The organism is Pseudomonas sp. Soil_N_39, from assembly GCF_057655955.1.
In genome coordinates, this window is sequence record NZ_JBDGLI010000022.1 from 70,886 (window position 1) to 86,103 (window position 15,218).

Genomic DNA, 15,218 nt, shown 5'->3' on the forward strand with positions numbered 1-15,218 from the left:
GATGCAAGTACAGGGAGACGCCACTTCATTACATGTAAGGGTAAGTAGTTGAGGTCGATTATTTACGGTTACAGTTGCGCGCTTGTTGTTGTGAAATCGGTTGCGTAAGTTTGTGTCTCGGATCCATGGAGGATCTTGATTAAACAAGGAAGTATTATGAACGCTAAATATGGTTCTGTTTTAACCCTGGCTGATCGCCTTGAGCGCTTGAATGCTTATGATATTGCGCCGGAACAGTTTGAATTCTCGCCACGTATTAATGTTATCCGTTCTGCCGAGATGGCGGGCTATCCGGAAAAACCGGATCGTGCTTCAGTGGTGGGGGACGGTATCCTGGCCTTTGTTTCGGGAATGTCCGAACAAAGCCAGGCGGATATCCAGCACACTTATCTGTTTGCGTCGTTGGTGGCTAGCAAGCAATTCCCACGGGATGACCAAGGCAAGGAGTGGTATGAACTTTTCCTGGAGGTGATGCAGACTTGCGGCTGGGCGATCCTGCAGATGTACTACGACTCGGTTGCCGCCTCGGGCAAAAGTTTCACGATGGATCAACTGGTGCTGAAGATCCTGGGGTCGGCGATGACGGCAGCCGCGGTTCCCGGGCCTACGTCACTGCTGATGCTCAAGGTCGCCACTGATGCCATCGCGGCCTTGCAAACCCGTGACAGGCCGCTTCGGGTGTTCGACCAGAACATCCAGGAGTCTGGCACGGGAGGGTTTGGTGTCGCCGCCTGTCACGAGACACCCCATGGTGAAGTCATCATGGCGCTGGGGGCCGTGCGTTTCATCAAGCGCACGAACCAGACTCAAGTCCTGTTTGTTAATTGGGACAGCAGTTCGGTCGATCTGTATCGCGGTGAAAGTCATATGACCATGGTGCCGGCCATTATTAACAAAACCCGCGAATCTATTATCCAGAAACTCGGCGATCGCGCACAGAAAAAAATCGAAGCGTACGAACTCTGATCTTGTATAGCCACCTGGCGACTACAACGTAGTCGCCAACCCTGAAAAGAATGAGGTGATTGCAATGAATGATCGTTATTCGGTTTTTATTAACGCCGGTGTTGTTTTGGTCTTGCCGCGGGATATGACAGGGCAGGAAAAAAGCGATGTATTGGATTCGGTATTGTTTGCGCAGTTGGTCGCCAATAAAAAGTATCCGGCTTATGCCCAGACGCAAATATGGTATGACGAGTACCGTGACGTCTTGAAGAACGGCTGGTTGCAAAAGGCTGTGGCGTGGAACAACTTCACACTCGATGAGCAATCCAACGTCACTGCGGCACATTGGTTAGGGCATCGACTGGGAGAGTATGTTGATCGCACGGTCGCCGATGAAGTCACTCGCCTGTTGAACCGTGTCGCGCAATTGCCCGATACCCTGCCGGCCATCGAGCAGTTGCGCGACCAGACCTGCAAGCGCAAGGAGGTCGTACCATCGTCAGAGGCCGTTGGCAGGGTCTGCCTGCAAGTGATCCTGGCCGGGCAAGGCCCCTTGCTGAGCAGCGTTTCCCTGAGCTATGAGACCACGCAATCGGCTATTTCCAACCCGCTTGGGCAGTGCCTGTCTGTCGCCAATGTGGTGGGTAATCTTCAGTCCAGATGCTTCCAGGTCAACTTATCGAAAGAGCTTTACGACCCTCTTCGCGGTGCGATTGTGCAAAAGCTTGGGGATAAGCCGACGAAGCATGTCTTTGATATTTCCGGCAACGTTGAACGGGAGGGCGCGCTATGAATATTGAGCGCCTGCAGGCTGGCGAGCGCTTGTTTCACAGCCGCGATGCCACGACGGCTGCCGTCGTGGGTTCAAGCCTTTTGTCGTTCGACCAGCGGCTGTCCCCTCAGGATCGCGAAGACATCTGCCTGAGTAACCTGTACGCGCAGATGGCAACGAGGTTGGCTTATCAGGACGGTTTGGTGGGCAGCTGGTTCAGCTACTACAGGAACACGCTCAGGTACCTGGGATGGGATTCGGCGCGTTCTCTCAGGCCTGGGCAGGCGGGCGAGGGGTCAATGGCCGAGAGTATTTCCCGGCAACTATCCCAGGCCTTCGATGAACGCTTTGCGCGGCCGGCGACTGAGTCGATTGGCGCCCTGGAGCGAAATCCAAAAGCCCTTGAGGTATTCGAGCGGGCAAGCCTGCAGCATGACTCGGCGTTCTTCCAGATAACTCCCTGCCTGCCGAAATCGCCTGGGCGAATAGAAGTCGCTCTTTACCACAAGCAATTCAGCCTTCGTAAAACCGTCTCGACCTTTCTCTTTTGGCCGATCGAACAGGTTGTGCAGACCAGCCTTGAAGAAATGGCGGTCGTGACGTTCAACACGCTGCATTACGCAACATACCGGGAAAAAGTCCTGGCTGCGGTTATTGCCGAAACCACCCGCAATATTCATGCGTTGAAATGTTGAACAGGCTTCGGACGTCAGCGCACGTCGCTAGGACGAATGCGCCGCGGTCTTGTTCTGCTGATCGCGCTGGGCCACCCAGTGTTCGATCAGCTCGCGCAGTTGCGACAGCTCCACCGGCTTGGCCATGTGCCCGTCCATCCCGGCCTGACGGGCGCGCTCCTTATGCTCGGCCAGGATGTGCGCGGTGAGCGCCACCACGGGGGTGCGGGTGCGCTGGTTACCCATTTCCCAGGCTCGCAGCTGCTGGGTGGCGGAAAACCCGTCGAGGATCGGCATTTCGCAGTCCATCAAGACCAGATCGTAGCGCTGCTCCTTCATGGCCTTGAGGGCTTCCTCGCCGTTGCTGGCGGTGTCGGGTTGCAGGTTGAGCTTGCCGAGCATGCCGCGGATGACCTTGGTGGAAATGCTGTTGTCCTCGGCCACCAGGATGCGGAAATCGCTCGGCACCTTCACCGCGATGGGCGGGCCGGCGTTTACCTGCACGTTTGCCGCCTGGCCCCGGTTACGCTGGTTCAGCTCGTCCGCCAGGGTGGTCTTGAGGGTATAGCCGGCCACCGGTTTGGCGAGGATGCGCTTGACCCCGCTGTTGCGCGCCACGATCTTGCTCGGCGCGTTGCTGATGCCGGTGAGCATGATCAACAGGATGTCGTGGTTCAGGCTCGGGTCTTCCTTGATCTTGGCCGCCAGTTGCATGCCGGTCATGCCGGGCATGTTCTGGTCCAGCAACACCACGTCGAAATAATCCCGCAGATGCGCCTTGGTCCGCAGCAGCGCCAGGGCTTCCTTGCCCGAGGGCACCGCACTGACGTTCAGGCCCCAGGCACTGCACTGTTGCACCAGCACTTTGCGGCAGGTGTCGTTGTCATCGACGATCAGCACCCGTGCCCCTTGCAGCGGGCCATCGAGGTCGGACGTCGGGTGTTCGAGGCGATCTGGGTCCAGCGGCAAGGTCAGCCACAAGGTACTGCCCTGGTTGTTGCCGCTTTTGATACCGAATTCCCCGTGCATCAAGATGATCAACTGACGAGCGATGACCAGCCCCAGGTTGCCCCCCAGGCGCGTGGCCGAGAGGAAATTCTTGCTGTGCAGCTCGGCGTGCATCAGCGTGTCCCGCTCTTCGGCGTCCATCGGCGTCCCGCTGTCCTGCACGGCGATGCGCAGGCGTGGCTGATGGCTGCGCTCGTCGAGGGCCACGACGATCAGCACTTCGCCCTCGTCGGTCTTCTTCAGGGCGTTTTCCAGCAGGCTCATCAGTGCCTGGCGCAGCCGCGTCGGGTCACCGCTGATCACCCGCGGCACCTGGGGCTGGATGAAACTGATCAGCTCGACATTCTGCTGTTCGGCCTTGGCGCGGAAGATGCTCAGGCAATCCTCGATCAGGGCATTGAGGTCGAACTGCACGTCGTCCAGTTCGATCTGCCCGGATTCGAGCCGGGAAATGTCGAGGATCTCGTTGATCAGGGTCAGCAGTTCATTGCCGGCGCTGTGGATCGTCTGCACGTAGTCGCGCTGCTTGACCGACAACGGCGTGCCCAGCAGCAGCTCGGTCATGCCCAGCACGCCGTTCATCGGGGTGCGGATCTCGTGGCTGATCTTGGCCAGGAACTCGGCCTTGGCATTGATCTCGGCATTACTCGCCGCCAGGTCGCGGCTGATGCTGAACCGGCTTTCGTTGATCGAGCGCTGGCGCTCGCCCAGGGCGACACTCATCAACAGGCCACTGATACAGATGAAGATCAGCAAGGTAATGATCAAGCCCTGGGGCGGGACTTCCGTGAGCCCTTGCAGTGCCGGAAGAATGATCAGCGTGCCCAGGTTGAAGACCACCATGGCCGCGACGAACAGCCGGGCCGGGCGGTAGCCCTTTTGCCAGTGCCAGGCGCTGACGAACAGCATGCTCAGGCCGGCCAGGGCCACCAGGGCGTAGGTCATGATATTGAGTGGCAGCGTGTTGACGAACAACAGCAGCAGGCTGCACAGCATGACGAACACAATGTCCCCCAGCAGCAGTCGGTTCAACGGGTGCGGCCCCAGGGGCGCGAAGAAGCGGTAGGCGAACATCAGGCCGCAGGGCGCCGTCAGCAGCAGCGCCAGGTAGGCCCCGGGCGTCTGCACCGACGGCCAGTCGGGCAGCCAGGGCCCAGCCAGGTTCAGCAACAGCGCCAGGCTGAGCATCAACAGCCCTTCACAGGCGGCCAGCCACAGGCAACTGCGTGAACGGGTATAGGCGTAGCGGGTGAGGTTGTGCAGGATCAGCATGGCGATGCAGCCGAACAGCAGCCCGTAGACCAGCGTCTGGTTCTGATCGGCTGCCGCTGCGACGGCCGATTGCAGGGTGACGTAGGGGCGCAGTTCGTGGCGCGAGGCCAGTCGAAGGTAGACGTCCAGCGATTTATCGCTGCGCGGCAGCGGCAACATGAAGTCGCTGCTGGGCACTGCCGGTTCGGTATGCGGCGTGGCATTGCCGCTGACTTGTTGCTCGACCAGGGTATCGCCGTCCAGCACATAGAGGTTCAGGCGTGACAGGTCGGGGGCGAAGATGCGCAGGATTTGTTCGTGCCTGTCCGGGGCCAGGCGAAAACGCAGCCACAATGCACCGCCGGGCTCGGCGGCCTTGAGGCGGTCCAGGTCGATGGGGCTGAATTGATTGGTGTAGCGGGCAGAGCGGATATCACTCAGCGTCAGGTCGCCCTGTTCGTCGAGCAATACCGCCCAACCACTGCCTGGCGCGGCCTGGGCCGGGAGCATGCAGAGCAGCGTCAGCAGGGTGACGGTAAAGCCTATGGCAATCCTGAGCCAGCGCACGGCGAAATCCCTTCGTAGGTTGATGCCAGATTATAACTATGCGCGGCGCCGGAACAGTCAGGCAAGGGCCGCAGACCCTTGCCTGGCTGAATGGCTGGGTTATTCCAGATTTTCGCCACGCTCACGGGCAATGGCACGGTAGCCAATGTCCTTGCGGTAGAAACAACCTTCCCAGTCGATCTCGGCGGCAAGCTTGTAGGCTTGCTGCTGAGCTTCGTCGACACTGGCGCCCATGGCGGTGGCGCAAAGCACACGACCGCCGGCGGTGACCACTTGCCCATCCTTCAACGCGGTGCCTGCATGGAAGACTTTGCCTTCCAGCCGGGCCGCGGCGTCCAGGCCCTGGATTGCGCTACCTTTGGCGTAGTCGCCCGGGTAACCGCCGGCCGCCAATACGACACCGACGCTTGGGCGCGGATCCCATTGGGCTTCGACCTTGTCCAGGGCCTGGGCCAGCGCGGCCTCGACCAGCAGGACCAGGCTCGATTGCAGGCGCAGCATCACCGGCTGGGTCTCAGGATCGCCGAAACGGCAGTTGAATTCGATGACTTTTGGGTTACCAGCCTTGTCGATCATCAGGCCTGCGTAGAGGAAACCGGTGTAGACGTTGCCTTCCGCGGCCATGCCGCGCACGGTCGGCCAGATCACCTGGTCCATGACGCGCTGGTGCACCTGGGCGGTCACCACCGGGGCTGGGGAGTAGGCGCCCATGCCGCCGGTGTTCGGCCCGCTGTCGCCATCGCCGACACGCTTGTGGTCCTGGCTGGTGGCCATCGGCAGGACGTTCTTGCCATCGACCATGACGATAAAGCTGGCTTCCTCGCCGTCGAGGAACTCTTCGATCACCACGCGGGAACCGGCGTCACCGAAGGCATTGCCGGCGAGCATGTCGCGCACGGCGTCTTCGGCCTCGGCCAGGGTCATGGCAACGATCACGCCTTTACCGGCGGCCAGGCCGTCGGCCTTGATCACGATCGGTGCGCCTTTCTCGCGCAGGTACGCCAGGGCCGGCTCGATTTCGGTGAAGTTCTGGTAGTCGGCGGTCGGGATCTTGTGACGCGCCAGGAAGTCCTTGGTGAACGCTTTCGAGCCTTCCAGCTGTGCGGCACCGGCGGTCGGGCCAAAGCAGTCCAGGCCACGGGAGCGGAACAGGTCGACCACGCCGGCGACCAGCGGTACTTCCGGGCCGACGATGGTCAGCGAGACGTTCTTCTCGGCGAAGTCGGCCAGTTGTTCCAGGGCCAGCACGTCGATGGCGACGTTTTCGCACTTGGCTTCGATGGCGGTGCCGGCATTGCCCGGTGCCACGAAAACCTTCTGCACACGGGGATCCTGGGCCACTTTCCAGGCCAGGGCGTGTTCGCGGCCACCGCTGCCAATGATCAAAACATTCATTTCAAAAACCTCGGATGACGCTGATTCTGTTGAGCATCGCACAGATGCTTTCTGTGGGAGTGAGCTTGTGTGGGAGCTGGGCTTGTGTGGGAGCAAGGCTTGCCCGCGATAGCATCACCTCGGTTTGCCTGATGGACCGAGTTGCCTGCATCGCGGGCAAGCCTTGCTCCCACAGAGCCTTGCTCCCACACAAACCCAGCTTCCACATTGAGCGATATTAGTGACGGAAGTGGCGCATGCCAGTGAAGACCATGGCGATGCCGGCTTCATCGGCAGCGGCGATCACTTCGCTGTCACGCATCGAACCACCCGGCTGGATCACGGCGGTGATGCCGACCTTGGCCGCGTTGTCGATGCCGTCGCGGAACGGGAAGAACGCATCGGAGGCCATGACCGCGCCCTGTACCTGCAAGCCGGCGTGTTCAGCCTTGATGGCGGCGATGCGGGCCGAGTTCACGCGGCTCATCTGGCCGGCGCCGACACCGATGGTCTGGCGGTTCTTGGCGTAGACGATGGCGTTGGACTTGACGTACTTGGCGACTTTCCAGGCGAAGATCAGGTCGTTGATTTCCTGCTCGCTCGGGGCACGCTGGGTCACGACCTTGAGGTCTTCGCTGCCGATCATGCCGATGTCACGGCTCTGGACCAGCAGGCCGCCGTTGACGCGCTTGTAATCCCAGGCCGGCGCACGATCGGCCGACCATTGGCCGCAGGCCAGCAGGCGCACGTTGGCCTTGGCAGCCACGATGGCGCGGGCTTCTTCACTGACCGAAGGGGCGATGATCACTTCGACGAACTGGCGCTCGACGATGGCCTTGGCGGTCTCGGCGTCCAGCTCACGGTTGAAGGCGATGATGCCGCCGAAGGCCGACTCGGTGTCGGTTGCGTAGGCCAGTTCGTAGGCCTGGCGGATGCCGCCCTCGGCGTCCGGGCTCACGGCCACGCCGCACGGGTTGGCGTGCTTGACGATCACGCAGGCGGGCTTGACGAAGCTCTTGACGCATTCCAGCGCGGCGTCGGTGTCGGCCACATTGTTGAACGACAGTTCCTTGCCTTGCAGTTGGGTGGCGGTGGCGATGCCGACTTCGGCAGGCTTGGCTTCCACGTAGAACGCTGCGCTCTGGTGCGGGTTCTCGCCGTAGCGCATTTCCTGGGCCTTGACGAACTGGGTGTTGAAGGTGCGCGGGAACTCGCTGCGGCCTTCGGTCGACAGGGTTTCAGCAGCCTGGTTCACAGTGCCCATGTAGTTGGCGATCATTCCGTCGTAGGCGGCGGTGTGTTCGAAAGCCTTGAGCATCAGGTCGAAACGCTGGGCGTAGGTCAGGCCGCCGGCCTTGAGGTTTTCCAGCACGCTGGCGTAGTCGCTGGCGTTGACCACGATGGCCACGTCTTTATGGTTCTTGGCCGCCGAGCGGACCATGGTCGGGCCGCCGATGTCGATGTTCTCGATGGCGGTCGGCAGGTCGCAACCTGGCTTGTTGATGGTGGCTTCGAACGGGTAGAGGTTGACCGCCACCAGGTCGATCGGCTTGATGCCGTGTTCGTTCATGATGGCGTCGTCGATGCCGCGACGGCCCAGGATCCCACCGTGGATTTTCGGGTGCAGGGTCTTGACCCGACCGTCCATCATTTCCGCAAAACCGGTGTAGTCCGCGACTTCCACTGCGGCAACGCCGTTGTCCTGCAGCAGCTTGAAGGTCCCGCCGGTGGAGAGAATCTCGACGCCCAGCTGTTGCAGCTCGCGGGCGAATTCGAGGATCCCGGTCTTGTCGGAAACGCTGATCAAGGCGCGGCGGATCGGCAGGCGGGTGGTCTGGTCGGTCATTTCAATTTCCATCAAAAGCAAGGGAAGTCAGCAAAAAAGGCGACCGTTTTTTATGCGGGCGCCTTTCTGGTTTGATTGAATGCTTACAGCAGATCGTACTGCTTGAGTTTCTTGCGCAGGGTGCCGCGGTTCAGGCCCAGCAGCTCACTGGCCTTGGTCTGGTTGCCCTTGACGTAGTTCATCACGCTTTCGAGCAGCGGTGCCTCGACTTCGGAAAGCACCAGGTTGTACACATCCGTGACGGCAGCGCCCTCAAGGTGGGCGAAATAATTGTGCAGCGCCTTCTCGACACTCCCGCGAAGGGTCTGACCTTCTTCGCTGGGCGTGTTGAGGTGCTGTTTCAAATTCACGTTGTCGCTCACGGGTGTTGTTCCACTCACTAAAGTCTCGGTCATCATCGTCATGCGGCCACCCCTTCGTCCCCTGTCAGGCTCTTGTAACGCTCAGCGAAGAACGCCTGAACGTCGGCGCATTGTGCTTGCGTACCATCCAAACGATTGAAACGGGCGCGAAACTCCCTGGCGCCCGGCAGGGTTGCGAGATACCAGCCCACATGCTTGCGAGCGATGCGTACGCCCATGACCTCTCCGTAGAAGGCATGTAGCGCGGCCAGATGCTCTAGCAGAATACGTTCCACCTCGGACAACTGTGGCGCAGCGAGCTTTTCGCCGGTGCGCAGATAGTGTTCGATCTCACGAAAAATCCATGGCCGCCCCTGGGCGGCCCGACCGATCAACAGGCCATCGGCACCGGTGGCGTCCAGCACGTACCGGGCCTTCTCGGGCGAGTCAACGTCGCCGTTGGCAAACACCGGAATCGACACCGCCTGCTTGATCGCGGCGATGGTGTCGTACTCGGCTTCGCCGGTGTACAGGTCGGCACGGGTGCGGCCATGGACCGCCAACGCCGTGATGCCCGCCTGTTCGGCGATCTTCGCCACCACCAGGCCATTCTTGTTCTCCCGGTCCCACCCGGTGCGGATCTTCAGGGTCACCGGCACATCGACTGCGGCCACTACGGCCTGCAGGATCTCGGTAACCAGCGCTTCATCTTTCAACAGTGCCGAGCCGGCGGCCTTGTTGCAGACCTTTTTCGCCGGGCAGCCCATGTTGATGTCGATGATCTGCGCCCCCAACTCGACGTTCGCCCGGGCCGCCTCCGCCAGCATCTGTGCGTCGCCACCGGCGATCTGTACCGAGCGGGGCTCGGGATCGCCTTCGTGGATCATGCGCAGACGCGATTTGCGGGTGTTCCACAAACTCATGTCGCTGGTGACCATTTCCGACACCACCAAGCCTGCGCCCAAACGTTTGCAAAGCTGACGAAAGGGCTGGTCGGTGACGCCCGCCATAGGGGCGAGAACCAGGCCGTTCTGCAATGTATATGGGCCGATGCGTACCGCCGACATAGGACTTCCCTGAAGTGGGGCCGGATCATGAGACTTCGAAAAAGGGTTGGCATGATACCCGCTCTCGATGACTGGATAAAGATCGAATTGGATAAAATCTGAACAGCTATTTTGTTATCGCCAGCGGTTTGGTCTGGCTGGGGTCAGTCAGAAAGCTGCCGTCAATTGGCCGACCTTGGCCGCTTTCACTCGGGGGAATGAAAGCTCAGGCTGTAGTTCACCGCCTTGGGCCCGGGGTCGAGGATATCCAGCGCGATGTGGATGGGCGTCTGTGGCGGCATTTCGCCGCGGCCCTCGAGATCGCCGCCCAGGTATTCCCCGGGCTTGAAGCGACGGCTGGCGATCAGGTGCCCGTTGAGATCGGCAAAGCGCAGCTCCAGCAACGGAAAAGGTTGGGAGAAGGGCGCACGGTTGTAGATGATCGCGTCCACTATCAGGGCGCCGCTGAACTCCGGATGGCTGCGCACCACCAGGTTGCTGCTTTTGATCTTGGCGATGTCGACCTTGGACGGTACGTCGCAGCCGATGGTCGGGCAGATTTGCAGGAACCACGGCCGGTACTGGTCCTGGCGGGCCAGTTCTTCGAAATGGTAGGCGATGTACTGGCCGCCCAGGGCAGCGGCGGCGAGCAGTATCAGCAGGGCCCACAACAGGCGTCGGCCCCAGGGTGAGCGGCGCTTGCGCCAATCCAGTTGCAGCGGGTCGTCGTCCAGGTCGTGGAGGGCCTCGGCGCGTATCCCCGGCTCCTGGCGTTCCCGTGACTTGCGCAGTGGCAGCGGTCGCTCGGGCTCATCGTCGTGGTCATCGGTAGCGGACAGCCGCTCGAGGTGTTCGTCGGGCTCGTCGTCCGGCGCGAGGTGGAGCGGGGCGGCCGGTTCGTCGTCCGGTTCCAGCGGTTCGAGGGCCAGGGACAGGGACGGTTCGGTACGCGGTGGTCGGGCCGGCTCGTGGGGCTCGAACGGTTCGAAGGGGGTATCGAGGACGGTTTCGACGTGTTCGCTCGAGGTTTCGCTGTACAGGCTGTCGGGCCAGGCTTGCTGGTCGCTGGAGTGCGAATCGCGTTGCGCGCTCAGGTTGTCTTCCCGACGCCGGCCGGCATTGCCCGGGGCGCGATTATCACGTCGCTCCAGGCGCGCCAGTTCCTTGTCCAAGTCATCCAGATCCAGCTCGGCGGCGCTCCATTGTTTCTGGCTGATCGCCCGGGGCGGGGCGTCGGCGGCCGGCTTGGCGGGTGGCGCGACAGCCGCCGTTTGCTTGGCTGTGCGTTGTTCCAGCAACTGTCGGGCGGCATTGAACACTTGCAGGCACGAGCCGCAACGAACCACCCCGCGGGCCACGCTCAATTGAGCATGGCTGACGCGAAAACGGGTGTGGCAATGCGGGCACTGGGTGACGAAGCTGTCAGTCATGCGGCAATCCGGTGAATACAGGCGGTCATTCTAGCGCCGACGTCCGGTGATGCGCACCCAGCCATCGCGATTGGCGATCGGGTCCAGGTCAAAGTCTGCGGCATAAGCGGCGGCGACTTCTTCGCCCTGTTCGGCGAGGATGCCCGACAGCGCCAGGCGTCCGCCCGGCTTGACCAGGCTCGATAGTTGCGGCGCCAGGGACACCAGCGGGCCGGCCAGGATATTGGCCACCAGCACGTCGGCCTGGACCTGTGGCAGGTCCTGGGGCAAGTACAGCGGGAACAGGGTTTCGGCGATGTTGTTGCGCCCGGCGTTGTCGCGGGAGGCTTCCAGGGCCTGGACGTCGATGTCGGTGCCGACCGCTTCCCGGGCGCCCAGCAGGAGCGCGGCAATCGCCAGGATCCCCGAGCCACAGCCGAAATCGAGTACGTTGCAACCCTTCAGGTCCTGGCCATCGAGCCATTCCAGGCACAGCGCGGTGGTCGGGTGGGTGCCGGTGCCGAACGCCAGGCCCGGGTCCAGCAGCAGGTTGACCGCGTCCGGCTCTGGCGCGGCATGCCAGCTCGGAACGATCCACAGGCGCTGGCCGAAACGCATCGGCTGGAAGTTGTCCATCCAGCTGCGTTCCCAATCCTGGTCCTCGATCACTTCGCTGTGATGCTCGGGCAGTGGGCTGCCGGTCAGCAGCTCGAGATGGGCCAGTACGCTGGCCGCCTCGGTGCCGCCTTCGAACAGGGCCAGCAGGTGGGTGTGGGACCACAGCGGGGTGGTATTGAGCTCCGGCTCGAAGATCGGCTGGTCTTCGGCGTCCATGAAGGTTACCGATACAGCGCCTACTTCAAGAAACGCGTCTTCGTAGGTTTCGGCTTGTTCCGGGCTGATGGCCAGGCGTACTTGCAGCCAAGGCATGGCGGGCACCTTTGAAAAAATAGAGTGTGCAGCCGATGGCTGCGAGAAGCGCGCCAGTTTACGCGAGCGCATGGGTTTTGTGGGAGTGGTGTGACCTTATGTCTACCGCTCGCTTCTTGGATGACGCTGTACTTGTGGGAGCGGCCTTGCTCGCGAAAGCGTTGGGTCAGTCAACATCAATGTCACTGGCAGATTGCATTCGCGAGCAAGCCCGCTCCCACAGGGGGATTTGTGCGGGATGCAGGTACAACAAAGCCGCTCGAAAGCGGCTTTGTTGGTCTGGAGCAAAAACCGTCAGTGTTGACCGGCCAGCTTGTGTTCCAAGTAGTGGATGTTGACGCCGCCTTTGCAGAAACCTTCGTCACGAACGAGGTCGCGGTGCAGCGGGATGTTGGTCTTGATCCCGTCTACCACGATTTCGTCCAGCGCATTGCGCATGCGCGCCATGGCTTCTTCACGAGTCGCCCCGTAGGTGATCAGCTTGCCGATCAGCGAATCGTAGTTCGGCGGAACGGCATAACCGCTGTACAGGTGCGAGTCGACGCGAACGCCATTGCCGCCCGGGGCATGGAAATGCTTGACCGTGCCTGGGCTAGGCATGAAGGTTTTCGGGTCTTCGGCGTTGATCCGGCATTCCAGCGAGTGACCGCGGATGACCACGTCATCCTGGGTGAACGACAGCTTGTTGCCGGCGGCGATGCTGAGCATCTCCTTGACGATGTCGATACCGGTGACCATTTCCGAAACCGGGTGCTCCACCTGAACACGGGTGTTCATTTCGATGAAGTAGAAACGACCGTTCTCGTACAGGAACTCGAAGGTACCGGCGCCGCGATAGCCGATGTCGATACAGGCCTTGACGCAACGCGCCAGGACTTCCTGGCGAGCCTGCTCGTCGATGCCCGGTGCCGGCGCTTCTTCGAGGACCTTCTGGTGACGACGTTGCAGCGAGCAATCGCGGTCGCCCAGGTGGATGGCCTGGCCCTGGCCGTCGGACAGCACCTGGACTTCGACGTGACGTGGGTTGGTCAGGAATTTTTCCAGATAGACCATCGGGTTGCCGAACGCCGCGCCTGCTTCGGAGCGGGTCAGTTTCGCCGAGGAAATCAGGTCTTCCTCCTTGTGTACCACACGCATGCCGCGACCACCGCCGCCGCCAGCGGCCTTGATGATCACCGGATAACCGACTTCGCGACCGATGCGCAAAGCGGTTTCTTCGTCTTCAGGCAGTGGGCCGTCGGAACCCGGAACGGTCGGTACGCCAGCAGCGATCATGGCGTGCTTGGCCGAAACCTTGTCGCCCATCAGGCGTATGGTGTCGGCTTTCGGGCCAATGAAGGCAAAACCGGAGTTTTCCACCTGTTCGGCGAAGTCGGCGTTTTCCGCCAGGAAACCGTAGCCCGGGTGAATGGCGGTGGCGCCGGTCACTTCGGCAGCAGCGATGATCGCCGGGATATGCAGGTAGGAGTGCGCAGCCGACGCCGGACCGATGCAGACGGATTCGTCCGCCAGGCCCAGGTGCATCAGTTCTTTGTCGGCCTTGGAGTAAACGGCGACGGTCTTGATGCCCATCTCTTTGCAGGCACGCAGAATCCGCAGGGCAATCTCACCGCGGTTAGCGATCAGGACTTTTTCCAACTTCGCAGTCATCAAAGGCTCCCCGCGGTTCAAACGATGGTGAACAGCGGTTGGTCGTACTCAACCGGCTGGCCGTCTTCGACGAGGATGGATTCGATCACACCGCTGGTTTCAGCTTCGATGTGGTTCATCATCTTCATGGCTTCGACGATGCACAGGGTGTCGCCTTTCTTCACGGTCTGGCCGACTTCAACGAAGGACGGCGAGGAGGGCGAAGACTTGCGATAGAACGTGCCCACCATTGGCGAACGAGCGACTGTGCCGTTCAACGTTGGTGCTGCCGGTGCGGCTGGCGCTGCGGCGGCAACCGGGGCTGCTGCTGGAGCAGGCGCGGCGGCCGGAGCTTGCATCGGGGCCGGTGCATAGAACTGCTGGGCCGGGGTCTTGCTGTGGCGGCTGATGCGTACGGACTCTTCGCCTTCCTTGATCTCAAGCTCGTCGATGCCGGACTCTTCCAGCAATTCGATCAATTTCTTAACTTTACGGATATCCATGAATCATCAACTCCCAAGGGTCGGTCAGGGGCGTTTAACGCTTGTTGTTCAAGCGGGTGCCTGTCTTTCAAGCTGTTCTAGGGCGGCCTCCAGGGCCAGTCGGTAACCGCTGGCGCCAAGGCCGCAGATCACTCCCACTGCTACATCGGAGAAGTAGGAGTGATGGCGGAAAGGTTCGCGTTTGTGCACGTTGGACAAGTGCACTTCGATGAATGGGATGCTCACCGCCAGCAGCGCGTCACGTAATGCGACACTTGTATGTGTAAAAGCTGCTGGATTGATCAAAATGAAATCCACGCCTTCGCCACGCGCGGCATGGATGCGGTCGATCAATTCATATTCGGCGTTGCTTTGCAGGTAGAGCAAATGATGGCCGGCGTTGCGGGCCCGCTGTTCCAGGTCCTGGTTGATCTGGGCCAGTGTCACGGCGCCGTAGACGCCCGGTTCACGGGTGCCCAGCAGGTTCAGGTTGGGTCCGTGCAGGACCAATAGGGTCGCCATCTGCTGTTCCTTGTTATCTGTGAGCAGGTATCAGAACCCGGCGACTATGCCGCAAAGCCTTAATGACTGTCCAGTTCTCGGCAATAGCCAGCACGATGACCGATGTTTGCGCGAAATTTGTGACCATGCCCCCGGATTCGGTCACCCGCGTTCGGACAACCTGCACGAGACCTTGTGGGAGCGAGCTTGCTCGCGATGACGGCGGCACATCCAATATCGATGCAAGCTGATCCACCGCTATCGCGAGCAAGCTCGCTCCCACAGGGGATCGGCGGTGAGCATCCATTCCCGGGTCCCCCGAATCAATGTGGGAGCGAGCTTGCTCGCGATGACGGCGGCACATTCAATATCGATGCAAGCTGATCCACCGCTATCGCGAGCAAGCTCGCTCCCACAGGGGATCGGCGGTGAGCATCCATTCC

13 protein-coding genes are annotated in these 15,218 nt (G+C 61.1%); 3 read left to right on the forward strand and 10 right to left on the reverse strand.

All coding sequences use genetic code 11. The features are described 5' to 3' along the window. The first annotated feature begins 156 nt into the window (after nt 1–156). The 3 genes from AC3A5O_RS25100 (at nt 157) to AC3A5O_RS25110 (ending at nt 2,412) form a co-directional block, all read left to right on the forward strand. On the forward strand, nt 157–966 hold the full coding sequence (locus tag AC3A5O_RS25100) for a hypothetical protein (RefSeq protein WP_305482523.1): 810 nt from the start codon (nt 157–159) through the stop codon (nt 964–966). Nucleotides 967–1,030: 64 nt separating this feature from the next. Then, nucleotides 1,031–1,738, forward strand: coding sequence for a hypothetical protein (locus AC3A5O_RS25105; protein ID WP_122567242.1), 708 nt, complete (start codon nt 1,031–1,033; stop codon nt 1,736–1,738). Then, complete coding sequence (locus AC3A5O_RS25110) at nt 1,735–2,412, forward strand: hypothetical protein (RefSeq protein WP_305482525.1); 678 nt, start codon at nt 1,735–1,737, stop codon at nt 2,410–2,412. Before AC3A5O_RS25105 ends, AC3A5O_RS25110 begins: the two co-directional genes overlap by 4 nt. Before the next feature lie 27 nt (nt 2,413–2,439). Here the strand turns inward: AC3A5O_RS25110 and AC3A5O_RS25115 are convergent, their stop codons facing one another. The 10 genes from AC3A5O_RS25115 to aroQ all read right to left on the reverse strand — a co-directional run bounded on the left by AC3A5O_RS25115 (nt 2,440) and on the right by aroQ (nt 14,796). Continuing rightward, on the reverse strand, nt 2,440–5,217 hold the full coding sequence (locus AC3A5O_RS25115) for a hybrid sensor histidine kinase/response regulator (RefSeq protein WP_305482526.1): 2,778 nt from the start codon (nt 5,215–5,217) through the stop codon (nt 2,440–2,442). Between the two features lie 99 nt (nt 5,218–5,316). Continuing rightward, nucleotides 5,317–6,612, reverse strand: a complete 1,296-nt coding sequence (gene purD, locus AC3A5O_RS25120; protein WP_122567239.1) for a phosphoribosylamine--glycine ligase — start codon at nt 6,610–6,612, stop codon at nt 5,317–5,319. A gap of 217 nt (nt 6,613–6,829) precedes the next feature. Then, nucleotides 6,830–8,437, reverse strand: a complete 1,608-nt coding sequence (gene purH, locus AC3A5O_RS25125; RefSeq protein WP_305469541.1) for a bifunctional phosphoribosylaminoimidazolecarboxamide formyltransferase/IMP cyclohydrolase — start codon at nt 8,435–8,437, stop codon at nt 6,830–6,832. A gap of 83 nt (nt 8,438–8,520) precedes the next feature. Continuing rightward, nucleotides 8,521–8,841, reverse strand: a complete 321-nt coding sequence (gene fis / locus AC3A5O_RS25130; protein WP_003186237.1) for a DNA-binding transcriptional regulator Fis — start codon at nt 8,839–8,841, stop codon at nt 8,521–8,523. Continuing rightward, a complete protein-coding gene (dusB, locus tag AC3A5O_RS25135; RefSeq protein ID WP_058544597.1) occupies nt 8,838–9,845 on the reverse strand; it encodes a tRNA dihydrouridine synthase DusB in 1,008 nt (335 codons plus the stop codon). The genes fis and dusB overlap by 4 nt, the downstream gene beginning before the upstream one ends. A 185-nt stretch (nt 9,846–10,030) precedes the next feature. After that, nucleotides 10,031–11,254, reverse strand: coding sequence for a DUF3426 domain-containing protein (locus AC3A5O_RS25140; protein WP_305469542.1), 1,224 nt, complete (start codon nt 11,252–11,254; stop codon nt 10,031–10,033). Between the two features lie 30 nt (nt 11,255–11,284). Beyond that, nucleotides 11,285–12,163: a 50S ribosomal protein L11 methyltransferase gene (prmA, locus tag AC3A5O_RS25145; RefSeq protein ID WP_158456995.1), complete on the reverse strand. Its 879-nt coding sequence runs from the start codon at nt 12,161–12,163 to the stop codon at nt 11,285–11,287. A 294-nt stretch (nt 12,164–12,457) separates the two neighbouring features. Then, a complete protein-coding gene (accC, locus tag AC3A5O_RS25150; protein ID WP_122567235.1) occupies nt 12,458–13,813 on the reverse strand; it encodes an acetyl-CoA carboxylase biotin carboxylase subunit in 1,356 nt (451 codons plus the stop codon). Between the two features lie 17 nt (nt 13,814–13,830). Next, nucleotides 13,831–14,295, reverse strand: a complete 465-nt coding sequence (accB, locus tag AC3A5O_RS25155) for an acetyl-CoA carboxylase biotin carboxyl carrier protein (protein ID WP_053118072.1) — start codon at nt 14,293–14,295, stop codon at nt 13,831–13,833. Nucleotides 14,296–14,343: 48 nt separating this feature from the next. Then, complete coding sequence (gene aroQ, locus AC3A5O_RS25160) at nt 14,344–14,796, reverse strand: type II 3-dehydroquinate dehydratase (protein ID WP_122567234.1); 453 nt, start codon at nt 14,794–14,796, stop codon at nt 14,344–14,346. Nucleotides 14,797–15,218 lie beyond the last annotated feature (422 nt).

Excerpts from the sequence above, each read along its gene's own strand:
- AC3A5O_RS25100 (WP_305482523.1), top strand. The coding sequence starts at position 157 with ATGAACGCTAAATATGGTTCTGTTTTAACCCTGGCTGATCGCCTTGAG.
- AC3A5O_RS25105 (WP_122567242.1), top strand. The coding sequence starts at position 1,031 with ATGAATGATCGTTATTCGGTTTTTATTAACGCCGGTGTTGTTTTGGTC.
- AC3A5O_RS25110 (WP_305482525.1), top strand. The coding sequence starts at position 1,735 with ATGAATATTGAGCGCCTGCAGGCTGGCGAGCGCTTGTTTCACAGCCGC.
- purD (WP_122567239.1), bottom strand. The coding sequence starts at position 6,612 with ATGAATGTTTTGATCATTGGCAGCGGTGGCCGCGAACACGCCCTGGCC.
- purH (WP_305469541.1), bottom strand. The coding sequence starts at position 8,437 with ATGACCGACCAGACCACCCGCCTGCCGATCCGCCGCGCCTTGATCAGC.
- fis (WP_003186237.1), bottom strand. The coding sequence starts at position 8,841 with ATGACGATGATGACCGAGACTTTAGTGAGTGGAACAACACCCGTGAGC.
- dusB (WP_058544597.1), bottom strand. The coding sequence starts at position 9,845 with ATGTCGGCGGTACGCATCGGCCCATATACATTGCAGAACGGCCTGGTT.
- AC3A5O_RS25140 (WP_305469542.1), bottom strand. The coding sequence starts at position 11,254 with ATGACTGACAGCTTCGTCACCCAGTGCCCGCATTGCCACACCCGTTTT.
- prmA (WP_158456995.1), bottom strand. The coding sequence starts at position 12,163 with ATGCCTTGGCTGCAAGTACGCCTGGCCATCAGCCCGGAACAAGCCGAA.
- accC (WP_122567235.1), bottom strand. The coding sequence starts at position 13,813 with ATGACTGCGAAGTTGGAAAAAGTCCTGATCGCTAACCGCGGTGAGATT.
- accB (WP_053118072.1), bottom strand. The coding sequence starts at position 14,295 with ATGGATATCCGTAAAGTTAAGAAATTGATCGAATTGCTGGAAGAGTCC.
- aroQ (WP_122567234.1), bottom strand. The coding sequence starts at position 14,796 with ATGGCGACCCTATTGGTCCTGCACGGACCCAACCTGAACCTGCTGGGC.